Source organism: Finegoldia dalianensis (genome assembly GCF_046255015.1).
Lineage (GTDB): Bacteria > Bacillota > Clostridia > Tissierellales > Peptoniphilaceae > Finegoldia > Finegoldia magna.
The window spans coordinates 196188-209868 of record NZ_JBDLBQ010000003.1 but is presented as its reverse complement, the minus strand read 5'-3'; the positions used below and the strand labels follow the sequence as shown (position 1 = coordinate 209868).

Annotated in this window: 9 protein-coding genes; all 9 read right to left on the bottom strand. The window is 34.0% G+C overall.

Translation table 11 applies throughout. From position 1 onward, the window contains the following. Positions 1–14: 14 nt before the first annotated feature. Positions 15–755, bottom strand: coding sequence for an amino acid ABC transporter ATP-binding protein (locus ABDJ34_RS04790; protein ID WP_412701554.1), 741 nt, complete (start codon positions 753–755; stop codon positions 15–17). Further along, positions 745–2325, bottom strand: a complete 1581-nt coding sequence (locus tag ABDJ34_RS04785) for an ABC transporter permease subunit (protein ID WP_412701553.1) — start codon at positions 2323–2325, stop codon at positions 745–747. The genes ABDJ34_RS04790 and ABDJ34_RS04785 overlap by 11 nt, the downstream gene beginning before the upstream one ends. A gap of 12 nt (positions 2326–2337) precedes the next feature. Then, positions 2338–3072, bottom strand: a complete 735-nt coding sequence (gene truA / locus ABDJ34_RS04780) for a tRNA pseudouridine(38-40) synthase TruA (RefSeq protein WP_412701552.1) — start codon at positions 3070–3072, stop codon at positions 2338–2340. Continuing rightward, positions 3069–3866, bottom strand: coding sequence for an energy-coupling factor transporter transmembrane component T family protein (locus ABDJ34_RS04775; protein WP_412701551.1), 798 nt, complete (start codon positions 3864–3866; stop codon positions 3069–3071). Before ABDJ34_RS04775 ends, truA begins: the two co-directional genes overlap by 4 nt. Then, entirely contained in the window at positions 3863–4714 is an 852-nt protein-coding gene (locus ABDJ34_RS04770; protein WP_412701550.1) for an energy-coupling factor transporter ATPase, read from the bottom strand. The genes ABDJ34_RS04775 and ABDJ34_RS04770 overlap by 4 nt, the downstream gene beginning before the upstream one ends. Positions 4715–4719: 5 nt before the next feature. After that, positions 4720–5556 (bottom strand): energy-coupling factor transporter ATPase, encoded by an 837-nt coding sequence (locus ABDJ34_RS04765; protein ID WP_412701549.1) that lies wholly within the window; start codon positions 5554–5556, stop codon positions 4720–4722. 60 nt (positions 5557–5616) lie between these two features. Next, positions 5617–9255 carry a DNA-directed RNA polymerase subunit beta' gene (gene rpoC / locus ABDJ34_RS04760; RefSeq protein WP_412701566.1) on the bottom strand — a complete coding sequence of 1213 codons (3639 nt, stop codon included), beginning with the start codon at positions 9253–9255 and terminating at the stop codon, positions 5617–5619. After that, positions 9242–12796, bottom strand: a complete 3555-nt coding sequence (rpoB, locus tag ABDJ34_RS04755) for a DNA-directed RNA polymerase subunit beta (RefSeq protein ID WP_412701548.1) — start codon at positions 12794–12796, stop codon at positions 9242–9244. The genes rpoC and rpoB overlap by 14 nt, the downstream gene beginning before the upstream one ends. Positions 12797–12994: 198 nt before the next feature. Further along, a complete protein-coding gene (locus ABDJ34_RS04750; RefSeq protein WP_412701547.1) occupies positions 12995–13681 on the bottom strand; it encodes an acyl-[acyl-carrier-protein] thioesterase in 687 nt (228 codons plus the stop codon).

Genomic DNA, 13681 nt, shown 5'->3' with positions numbered 1-13681 from the left:
AAAGGGCGTCTATTTTAGTTATTCAAATAATTCTTCAAGAATTCTTTTACTCTTTCATGTTTTGGATTTGTGAACATTGTTTTTGGATCTGTATCTTCAATGATGTAGCCTTCATTCATGAAACAAACTCTTGTAGACACATCTCTTGCGAATTGCATTTCATGTGTTACTACTACCATTGTCATTCCAGTTTCAGCAAGCTTTGACATTACTTGCAATACATCATTAACCATTTCAGGATCCAGCGCAGATGTTGGTTCGTCGAACAATAAAACTTCTGGATTCATGCACAATGCTCTTGCAATGGCAACTCTTTGTTTTTGTCCACCTGATAACATGTTTGGTTTCTTATGTGCATGGTCAATCATTCCTACCAGTTCCAAATATTTTTTAGCTTCTTTAACAGCCGATTCCTTGTCTCTATTCAAAACTTTGATCTGAGCGACAGTACAATTATCCATTACACTCATATTTTCAAACAAATAAAATTGTTGAAATACCATGCCTACTTTCGATCTGAATTTATTTTGATTAAATTTGGAAGAAAGTATGGATTCTCCATGATATAAAATATCTCCACCTGTTGGTTTTTCAAGTAAATTGATGCATCTTAACATAGTAGACTTACCAGAACCTGATGATCCGATTATAGATAGAACTTCTCCTTTTGATATCGTAAAGTTGATATCTTTTAGAACTTCTACTCCGTCGTAACTTTTTTTCAAATGCTGTAATTCTATTATTTTATTTTCCATTGAACATTCCTCCAGTAGTAGCTTCCATTACGTATTCTCTGTTATTTGATTTCTTTTCAATAAATAATAAAAGTCTAGTCAAAGAGAATGTCAACACGAAATATATAATGCAAGTAACTGCATAAGTTTCAAATATATTATAAGTTGAGCCTGCAATTGATTTAGATACGAAGAATAATTCTGTAACACTGATTACGTTCAATACCGATGTATCCTTAATGTTGATTACAAACTCATTTCCTATAGAAGGCAAAATGTTTTTGATTGCTTGTGGCAATATTACATTAATCATGGATTGACCGTGTGTCATCCCCAAAGCCTTACAAGCCTCCATTTGTCCGACATCCACAGAGTTAATTCCACCACGTACAACTTCTGACAAATAAGCTCCTGTGTTGACACTAACAATGAACAAAGCTGCACTAATTGGTGCCATGTCTATTCCAAGATATAATTTGGCTCCAAAATAAATCAACATTGATTGTACCATCATTGGTGTTCCTCTGAATATTTCAACATAGCAAGCTAGAATAAAATTGATAACTCTGTGAAGATAATAAGTGAATTTGTTTTTATCTTTATCTAGTTTCATATTTCTAATAACTGCAACCAGTATTCCGATTAGAAATCCAATAATTGTCGATACACTGGCTATAAACAATGTCATCAATGCGCCCTTCAAGAAAAGTGAACCGTATTCATTGAATATGCTTTTTACTTTTGATAAAAATCCTTGTGGTTGATCTTTTTCCACGTTCAATCTTACCATTTCCTGCATCAACTTATCTCTTTCTTCTGAACTTATTTTCTTCAAAACTTCGTTGATTTTTTCTGTCAAATCAGAATTTTTCTTCACACCAATTGCAATTGATGTATCTTCAGCTGATGTTTCAAATCCCATACCTTTTTCAAATTCAATGTAGGAAAGCTCAGCATTAGATGCTTCTGCACTTAATGCTTGTGGTTTTTCTGCGACATATCCGTCTATCTTCTCCGCCAAAACTGCAGACAGCATTGATGGAAAACTTTCCATTGCAGGTAGTTTGTCACAATCTTTGATTTGATCAATTACTGTATAGTGGAATGTGTTCAATTGACCAGTAATTTTAAAATTTTTTAAATCATTTAATGATTTTGCTTTGATATATTTACTGTCTTTTTTTGTTACAATTACCAAATCAGAACTGTAATAAGTATCTGAAAAATCAATTTGTTCTTTTCTTTCTTTTGTTGGACTCATTCCTGCAATTATCGCATCAACTTTTCCGCTCATAACTGCCGGTGCAAGTCCGTCCCACTCCATTTTTACTACAACTAATTTCTTGCCCAAATTGTCGGCGATTTTTTTAGCTATTTGCAAGTCGTATCCGTTTGCATATTCACCTTTGCTGTTTTCAATAGGATAAGCTCCATTTTCATCTGTCGATTGTGACCAGTTAAATGGTGCGTAGTTCGCCTCCATTCCTATTACAAATGTATCTTTTTCTGCAAAAGATTCGGTGTCAATGAAAACAAACATCATCATTAGTATCATAAGTACGCTGATGAGTTTTCTGGTAAAGTTTTTCATTTACTCCCCCTTTTAATATTCGATATCCATTAAATACAATCCACAAGGTTCAATCGTAATTCCTGCAGACTGTCTGTCTTTATTTTCCAAAGCATTTTTAAGCCATTCTATGCTTTTTCTCCCTCTGGCTACATCAATCATGCTTCCAACCAAAATTCTAACCATATTCCTAAGAAAACTTTCCGCCTTAAATGTAAATACAATATCGTCGTCTATTCTTTCGATTGTAATTTCATCAATAGTTCTAATTGGATTAGTATCTTCTTCCAAATCATTAACGAATGATGTAAAATCATGTTTTCCAATGAGCATATCTCTGCATTTTAGCAACAAATCAAAATCTAAGTAGTATTTTCTGTGACCCTTATAATCATTAAACCAAGGCTCCATATAGTATTTGTTGCATAAAATGTATTTATATGTCTTTGATTTTGCACTAAATCTCGCATGAAAATCCAAATCCACTTCTTCTGATTTTACTATGACAATTGAATCACTCGTGAAGTGGTTGACTCCCATTAGAAATTGGTTTGCTGAAATATCTGTGTCAACAATGAAGTTACATACTTGACCTTTTGCATGAACTCCTTTGTCAGTTCTTCCAGCGCCATTTATTTTGACTGGTTGATTAATCATTTTTGTCACTGCTTTTTCTATTTCTAATTGTACGGATGGCAAATCATTCAACTTCTGCCATCCGTAAAATTTTGAACCATCATATTGAACTGTCAATTTTATATTTTTCATATTATTCTACTCACAATAATTAAAATGAATAATAATATAATAACAGCATAAGCTATGAAATCTCTTTTTTGATACGATAATTCGTTAAGTCTTGTTCTTCCTTCACCACCACGATAACATCTAGCTTCCATGGCTACTGCAAGTTCTCCTGCTATTTTTAAAGCATTTATAAATAGTGGAACTAGAAGTGGTACGAGGTTTTTAGCTCTCTTGATTATATTTCCCGATTCAAAATCTGCGCCTCTAGCCATTTGAGCTTTCATTATTTTGTCTGTTTCTTCAAATAGTGTGGGGATAAACCTAAGTGCTATTGTCATCATCATTGCAAATTGATGAGCAGGAAAGCCTATTTTAGCAAAGGGATGAAGCATTTTTTCCATAGCATCTGTCAATTCGATTGGTGATGTAGTCAAGGTCAATAAACTCGTACCTAAAACCAAGAATATCAATCTAAATGCCATAAAAAATCCCAAGTTCAATCCGGATTTTGTAACAGTAAATACTTTCCATTTCCAAACAACTTCACCCGGTGTCATCAATACGTTAAGTATAAATGTCAACAAAATAATTGGAAGAAGTGGTTTAACTCCTTTGAATACAAAATTTGGTTTTATTTTTGAAATTTTGATTATAGCTATTAGGAACACCAATACAGGTGCGTATACCCAAAGTTTACTTATAAGAAATATCGCAATAATATATAAAAATACAAATGTTACCTTTACTCTTGGATCAAGCTTGTGAATTATACTATCAGATGCAAAATATTGACCAATTGTTATATCTTTTATCATGATTTTGCCTCCATAGCATTTTTGATGCTTTCATAAGCTTGTTCAACATTCAAGCAATCCGTTTTTAAATCTATTCCTCTTTCTTTCAATCTTCTCACAACTTGTGTAGATTGTGGAATACTAAGTCCAATTTCTTGTAGCTCTTTTTCTTTACTAAACACAACTTCTGGTTTATCGTCCATAAAAATCTGACTTTTATCGATAACAATTACTCTGTTACAAAGTTTTGCGATATCTTCCATGCTATGGCTGACTAAAATGACTGTCATATCTTCTCTTTCAAAAAGTTGTTTTATTTGATTTAAAATCATATCTCTTCCCAATGGATCAAGACCTGCAGTTGGCTCATCTAATACCAAAAACTTTGGCTTCATCGCCAAAACACCTGCAATTGCAACTCTTCTTTTTTGTCCTCCGGATAATTCGAATGGTGATTTTTCTTTCATGTGTTCTACATCCAAACCAACAGCATCACAAGCCCACTCTACACGTTCTTTGATTTCTTTATCTGTAAGTCCCAAATTCTTCGGTCCAAATTCAATGTCTTTGTAGCAAGTTTCTTCAAATAGTTGATACTCTGGATATTGAAACACTAATCCAACATTTTTTCTTATATCTGTTTTTACTTTTGTCTTTGTTGATATCCCGTCAACCAAAACATCGCCACCTGTTGGTTCCAATAATCCATTGAAATGTTGTGCTAGTGTTGATTTGCCGCTTCCAGTGTGTCCTATAATTCCAATAAATTCTCCAAGATTTATTTCTAAATTGATATCTTTGAGGGCTACTTTTTCAAATGGATTTGATTTGTTATAAATATGTTCTAAATTTTTGCATTCTATCTTCATATCTATCACCTAACACTCTCCAAAGCTTCAACGAGTTCGTCTACAGTAAGGACATCAGCTCTCACATTTATATTTGATTTATTTAAAAGATAGCTTATTTCTGTAGGCTCTGGAACATCTAGTCCAATTTCTTTCATTTGTACAACATTTGAGAAAACTTCCCTAGGAGTTCCTTCTAGAACTACATTTCCCTCATTGATCACGATTATTCTGTCTGCATTTACACATTCTTCCATGTAATGAGTAATGTGGATTATAGTTTTGCCCATTTCTCTTAGTTTCAACACAGTATCTAAGATGTCTTTTCGTCCTTGTGGATCGAGCATTGCTGTCGGCTCATCCATTAGCAAACACTTTGGATTCATTGCTAGTATACCTGCAATTGCAATTCTTTGTTTTTGACCGCCAGATAATAGCGCTGGTGAATGTCTCTTGTACTCACTCATTCCCACAAGTTCAAGGCATTCATCTACTCTTTTTCTAAGTTCTTCTCTTGGTACTCCCAAGTTTTCGGGACCAAATGCAACGTCCTCTTCAACAATTGTCGCTACCAATTGATTGTCAGGATTTTGGAACACCATCCCGCACATTTCACGAATATTCCACAAATTATCGTCATCTTTTGTATTCATATTCCCAACTAAGATATCACCTTCTGTTGGAATATATTGAGCATTAATGAGTTTTGCTAATGTAGACTTTCCAGACCCGTTATGACCTAATACGCAGATGAATTCTCCTTCTTTAATATCTATGTTTAAGTTTTTTAATACTTTTTTTGATGAACCTTCATATTGAAAACTTAAGTTTTTTATTTCTATGATGTTTGTATCCTTTTTCATCAAAACTCCTCAATTTTATAAAAAAAGGGATGCGAATTCACATCCCTTAATTCTTAAATATTATTTATCTTCATCTTGTAATGATTCGTAATTTCCAGATTTTACTGTAGATTCTTCCTCTACTTCAGAATCATTTATTTCTTGTGCTTTTTCAGCTTCAATCATATCTTCTTCAGCTTTACCGTCATAATCTACTTCAATTCTGTCATATTTTGCTATTCCTGTACCGGCAGGTATTAGTTTACCAATTATTACATTTTCTTTTAAGCCTATTAAGTGATCAACTTTACCTTTAATAGATGTTTCTGTTAATACTCTTGTAGTTTCTTGGAATGATGCTGCAGATAAGAAACTTTCAGTTGCAAGTGATGCTTTTGTGATACCCATTAACGAATGAGTTCCTGTTGCAGGAGTTTTTCCTTCTTTGACAAGTTGTTCATTAGTCATCTTGAAATCTCTCGCATCTACTACACTACCTGATAAGAATCCTGAATCTCCACTTTCTTCAATTTTAATTTTGCTCATCATTTGTCTGATTATTATTTCAATGTGCTTATCGTCAATGTCTACACCTTGTAATCTGTAAACTTTTTGAACTTCTCTTATTATATAATCACGAACGCCTTCAGCCCCGTTAACTCTAAGAATATCTTGTGGATTGATTGAACCTTCTGTTAATGGTTCTCCTTTTTCAACATGATCTCCTTCGTTAACTCTAATGTGAGCGCCGTATGGAATTTGATAAACTTTTTCTTCACCGTCTTCAGCAGTTACGATAACATCATTTCTCTTTTTGTTTTCTTGGATTTTTACAGTACCTTCTATTTCAGTAATATAAGCAAGTCCTTTTGGTTTACGAGCTTCAAATAATTCTTCAACTCTAGGAAGACCGGATGTGATTCCTACTCCAGCGATACCACCTGAGTGGAAAGTTCTCATTGTCAACTGTGTACCCGGTTCACCTATTGATTGTGCTGCGATTATACCAACTGCTTCACCAATGTTTACAGGCTTACCAGTAGCTAAGTTTCTACCATAACATTTAGCACAAACACCGTGCTTCATCTTACATCCAAGAACACTTCTTACCTTAACTTCTTTGATACCTTTTGATTCTATTCTTTCAGCAATAGCTTCATTGATCATATCATTTTTATGAACGATGATTTCTCCAGTATCCAAATCAAGGATATCTTCGAATGCATATCTACCGATAATTCTAGATTTCAAATCTTCAACTTGTCTGTTGCCGTCTTTGATTTCTTTTGCAACTATATATTCATCCGTACCACAATCATCTTCAGTTATGATTACATCTTGTGATACATCTACAAGTCTTCTTGTCAAATATCCTGAGTCTGCAGTTCTAAGAGCGGTATCTGATAGACCTTTTCTTGAACCGTGAGTAGAAATAAAGAATTCTTGTACTGAAAGACCTTCACGGAAGTTTGATGTGATAGGAATTTCGATAGTGTTACCAGCAGTATCTGACATAAGACCACGCATACCACCTAATTGTCTGATTTGATTTTCACTACCACGGGCTCCAGAAACGGCCATTATATTCAAGTTGTTATCAGCAGGAAGGTTTGTCATCAACGCTTTAGTTACATCTTTAATACATTGTTCCCAAATTTCGATAACTTTCTTATATCTTTCTTCGTTTGTAATATCCCCTTGAAGGTAGATATCTTGAACCATATCAATTCTTTGTTCAGCTTGTTCGATGATAACTTTTTTAGAATCAGGAATTGTAATATCTCCCATTGATATTGTCAAAGCACCAATTGTAGAATACTTGTATCCCATAGATTTGATGTAGTCTAACAATTCAGCAGTTCTGATATTTCCATATTTTCTAAAAGTTAAGTCGATGATTTTAGATAGCATTTTCTTGTCAACTTGCAAATCAACTTCAAGTGAATATGGATCTTCTTCTCTGTTCACCATACCCAAATCTTGAGGAATTCCTTCGTTGAAGATAAATCTACCAACAGTGCTTTTTACAATTTTGCTTGTTCCATCGTTATTCACACTGTTTCGTCTAACTTTTACTATTGTTTGTAAAGTTACATAATGCATAGCATACGCTAACATCATTTCATCTATATCTTTGAAGATTAAGCCTTCTCCTTTTTGACGCTCTTTTTTAGTAGTCATGTAGAATGAACCCAATACCATATCTTGTGAAGGAGTTGTAATTGGCTTACCATCTTTTGGTGCAAGAATGTTATTCGTACTTAACATCAAAAGTCTAGCTTCTGCTTGAGCTTCTGGTGAAAGTGGTAAATGGACTGCCATTTGGTCACCGTCAAAGTCCGCATTATATGCTGTACATACTAATGGGTGAAGTTTGATAGCTTTTCCTTCAACTAATATTGGTTCAAATGCTTGAATACCAAGTCTATGCAATGTCGGTGCACGGTTTAATAATACTGGATGATCGACTATAATATCTTCCAAAACATCCCACACTCTGTCGTTTTCTCTTTCAACTAATTTCTTAGCATTTTTAACGTTATGTGAAATTTCTCTTTTAACTAATTCTCTAATTACAAATGGTTTGAATAATTCAAGAGCCATTTTCTTAGGAAGACCGCATTGATAGAATTTCAAGTTTGGTCCGATAACTATTACTGAACGACCAGAATAGTCAACTCTCTTACCTAACAAGTTTTGTCTGAAACGACCAGATTTACCTTTAAGCATATCTGACAAACTCTTTAATGGTCTGTTACCAGGTCCTGTTACAGGTTTACCACGTCTACCATTGTCGATAAGTGCATCTACTGCTTCTTGAAGCATTCTTTTTTCGTTTCTTACAATTATTTCAGGAGATCCAATGTCCAATAATCTTTTTAGACGATTGTTTCTATTGATTACTCTTCTATACAAATCATTCAAATCACTTGTAGCAAATCTTCCACCTTCAAGTTGTACCATTGGTCTGATATCTGGTGGAATTACTGGAATTACATCCATAATCATCCATGATGGATCATTTTTTGATTCAATGAATGCTTCTACAACTTCAAGTCTTCTTAAAATCCTAACTTTCTTTTGTCCAGTTGCCCCTTCGAAAGTTTCAGTTAAATTTTTGTATTCTTCTTGTAAGTCTATTTTTTGAAGAAGTTCTTTGATTGCTTCAGCTCCCATTTTGGCTCTGAAATCAACATCTTCTTCATACTTGTCACAGTATTCTTCGTATTCTTGTTCAGTTAATAATTGTTTTTCGTATAAATCAGTTTTACCTGGATCTATTACTACAAATGATGCAAAATAAAGAACTTTTTCAAGTGCCCTAGGACTCATATCCAATAACAATCCCATACGTGATGGAATTCCTTTGAAATACCATATATGACTTACAGGAGTTGCAAGTTCAATGTGGCCCATTCTTTCACGTCTAACTTTTGATTTAGTAACTTCTACACCACATTTTTCGCATACAATACCCTTGTATCTTATTCTTTTGTATTTACCACAATTACATTCGTAATCTTTTGTAGGTCCAAATATTTTTTCACAGAATAAACCTTCTTTTTCAGGTTTTAGTGTTCTATAATTTATAGTTTCTGGTTTTTTAACTTCTCCCCAAGACCATTGTCTGATTTTGTCTGGTGAAGCCAAACCAATTTTCATAGCTTCAAAAGTATTTTTTTGTACCAAGGAGCCCTCTCCTTTCTTATAGTCTATCATCGCTGTCGAATTCGCTAGAATCATCGTCTTCTTCTATCAATTCGACTTCTTCATTATTTTCATCAAGTAATTTAACATCCAAAGATAATGATTGAAGTTCTTTAATTAAAACTTTGAATGATTCTGGAATTCCTGGTTCAGGAATGTTTTCGCCCTTAATAATAGCTTCGTAAGTTTTAACACGACCTACAACATCATCTGATTTTACTGTTAAAATTTCTTGAAGAGTATGAGCTGCACCATATGCTTCTAATGCCCAAACTTCCATTTCTCCAAATCTTTGACCACCAAATTGAGCTTTACCACCCAATGGTTGTTGAGTTACAAGAGAGTATGGTCCAGTTGATCTAGCGTGGATTTTTTCTGCAACCATGTGATGTAGTTTCAACATATACATGTATCCTACAGTTACTGGGTTGTCGAAGTATTCTCCACTTCTACCATCTCTTAACCAAATCTTTCCTGTCTTTGGATATCCTGCTTCTTCCAAAGCATCTTCTATTTCAAGGTCGCTTGCACCATCAAATACTGGTGTAGCAACTTTCCAACCCAATTTACTAGCAGCAAGTCCCAAGTGAACTTCAAGTACTTGTCCGATGTTCATACGACTTGGTACCCCTAATGGGTTAAGAACTACTTGTACTGGTGTACCGTCTGGTAAATATGGCATGTCTTCTTCTGGCATAATTCTAGAAACGACACCCTTGTTACCGTGACGACCACACATTTTATCCCCAACCATGATTTTTCTCTTAGTAGCTACGAATACTCTAACTACCTTATTTACACCTGGTGATAATTCATCGCCGTTTGCTCTTGAATAAGTTTTAACATCAACAACAACACCAGATTCGCCATGAGGAACTCTCAATGAAGTATCTCTTACTTCTCTAGCTTTTTCGCCAAATATAGCTCTCAATAATCTTTCTTCAGCAGATAATTCTGTTTCTCCTTTTGGAGTAACTTTACCAACTAAAATATCTCCTGATTTAACTTCAGCACCAATTCTAATAATTCCTTCATCATCAAGATTCTTTCTCATATCTTCTCCGACATTTGGAATATCTTTAGTGATTTCTTCAGCGCCTAATTTTGTTTCACGAGCTTCTGATTCGTGTTCTTCTATATGAACTGATGTCAATACATCATCAACAACTAATTTTTCGTTTAATAACATCGCATCTTCGTAGTTGTATCCTTCCCAAGTCATGAATGCAATAAGAATGTTCTTACCTAAAGCCATTTCTCCCATGTTTGTACTTGGACCGTCTGCGATTATATCATCAACATCAACCTTGTCCCCTTTATTCACGATAGGTCTTTGGTTGAAAGTTGTACCTTGGTTTGCCTTTTTAAATTTACGAATAGTGTACTTGTCAACTTTTCTATCTTCATCACGAGTGATTTCAATCAAATCAGAAGATACCTTAGTAACTGTACCTTTGTGTTTTGCTTTAACTACTACACCAGAGTCCTTAGCAGCCTTGTGTTCAATTCCAGTACCGATAATTGGTGCTTGAGTTGCCAACAATGGAACTGCTTGTCTTTGCATGTTTGAGCCCATCAACGCACGAGTAGCATCGTCGTTTTCCAAGAAAGGAATCATAGCTGTACCTACAGATACGATTTGTTGCGGACTAACGTCCATGTAGTCGATAAGTTCTCTTGGATAAATATCATTTTCGCCGTTGATACCACGACCAGAAACTCTTTCATTTATAAATCTAGAATTTTCATCCAATGGTTCGTTCGCTTGTGCAATTATATATTTATCTTCTTCATCAGCAGTCAAATAAACAATATCTTCAGTAACTTCTCCAGTTTCCTTGTCAACACGTCTGTATGGAGTTTCTAAGAAACCATATTCATTAGTTGTAGAATAAGTTGTCATGGAAGTTATAAGACCGATGTTTGGTCCTTCTGGTGTTTCTATCGGACAGATTCTACCGTAGTGAGAGTCGTGAACGTCACGAACTTCAACGCCTGCTCTGTCTCTTGACAAACCACCTGGTCCTAAAGCTGACAATCTTCTCTTGTGAGTAAGTTCTGCCAATGGATTTGTTTGTTCCATGAATTGTGACAACTGACTTGAACCAAAGAATTCTTTGATTGCCGCAGTAACTGGACGAACGTTAATTAATGATTGTGGAGTTGCCAAGTCTGGGTCTTGTGTACTCATTCTTTCTCTTACAACTCTTTCCATTCTTGATAGACCAATTCTAAATTGATTTTGCAATAATTCACCAATAGTTCTTACACGTCTGTTACCTAAATGGTCGATATCATCAGTTGAACCAATTCCAAAGAATAAATTGAATTCGTAATTAATGGATGCCAAAATATCTGAATGGATTATATGAATCGGAGATAATTGATGAACATTTTCTTCAATTGCTCTTCTGATTGATTTTTCGTCATCATTTTCTTCCAAGATTTTTTCCATAATAGGATAATAAACTTTTTCTGACAAATTCAAATCAGATAAATCCATATCCAAACCAAAACTATCCAAATCGACAAAGTGGTTACCAATAACACGAACACTTTGACCTTCGTGTCCGATAACATCAACAACATTGATACCTGCGTTTTCGATTTCGATTGCCATTTCTTCAGTAATCAAATCTCCTGCAGTAGCTAATATTTCTCCTGTTGATGTATCCACAACATCTTCTTTTGCTTTTTGATTAGTAATTCTGTCTCTCAAAGATAATTTTTTATTGAATTTGTAACGTCCTACCTTTGCTAAGTCGTATCTTCTACTGTCGAAGAACATATTATTTATCAAAGGTTCTGCACTTTCTAAAGATGCTGGGTCTCCTGGTTTTAGTTTCTTATAAATTTCTATTAAAGCACTTTCTCTATCTTTTGAAATTTCTTTTTCGAGAGTTTTTCTTAAAATTTCAGAATCTCCCATAGCTTCAATTATTTCTTCATCAGTATCAAATAATAAAGCTCTAAGTAATGTAGTAACAGGTAGTTTTCTAGTTCTGTCGATTCTAATATTCACTACACCACTTGCATCAGTATCCATTTCAAGCCAAGCACCTCTATTTGGAATAACTGTAGATGCGAAGTTGCTGTTACCTGATTTATCAATTTCTTCGGCGAAGTAAACACCAGGACTTCTTACAAGTTGGCTTACAATTACCCTTTCAGCACCATTGATGATAAATGTACCGCTGTCTGTCATCAAAGGGAAATCACCCATAAAAACTTCTTGTTCTTTTACTTCTTCTGTGTCGGTGTTAATTAATCTTACTTTCACTTTTAACGGGCAAGAATAGTTAGTATCTCTGTCTTTTGCCTCTTGAATTGTATATTTTGGATTTTCCTCAAAATAATAATCCACAAATTCCAAAACAAGACTTCCCGCATAATCTTTTATAGGACTAATATCTTCAAAAACTTCCTTAATACCTTTTTTTACAAACCAATCGAAACTGTCAGTTTGAATACCAATAAGATTTGGAAGTCCCAAAACATTTTTGTTCCTAGAAAAGCTAACTCTGTCCGTTACTCCATACTTTTCAGTATGCATATACTTCACCCCTTATACTATCTTAAACTCCTAAATAATCTACTTTATAGCATAATTATCCATTTTTATACTGTATCTTAGAATTATATAACAACAGTTTTATTTTGTCAATTATTTTTTTACGAAATTTTGGCTATTTTCTAAAATTCAAAATAAAAAAACTCACAAAACAAAAAAATTCATTTTGTGAGTTAAAACTTATTTCGTAATTTTTATAATTGTTTTCAAAACTCCATCAGAAATTAATTTGAAATAAATGACGGAATCTTCAACTAATCTATAAATCTCCACACTTTCATCTAGTTTAAGTTCTTTCTTATATACAACTTCCACCTTTTTAATTGTGTCATAGTCCAGATAATTTTCAATCCATTCGATATATCTAGCATTGTTTGCGTGATAATTGTAATCTATATCTGTTTTTCTTACGGTATACTCACCACACTTTTTATAATCGCCGTCTATTAGTTCCAAATCCTTTTCGACAATGTCATAACCATCTTCTCTTCCGTAAATGACTCCAAGTTCATCTGTTATTCTCATAGGAAGCTTCTTTTCAGGATTTACAAGCAGCCATTTTGTTTTAGCTCTTACAATTAGTTCGCCATTTTTAAAAACATCGTAGTTACGAAAAGCGTAGAATTTTCTAGTATAAGTATGGTAAGTTTGTATTGTCAAATCGTCAAATCTCTCAGGTAATTCATGTATATCAACATCCCATTGATATATAATCCAACTTCCATTCAAATCTTTTAGTTCTTCTTTAAGAATTTCTTCTTGTTTAATGGAACATTCAAGCATATAATCGAATAACTTGTTCAATCTTATTTTTGAATTTGTCCCACAAAAAACGTTCATAACTTTCGTATTTAAACTAACTTTCAT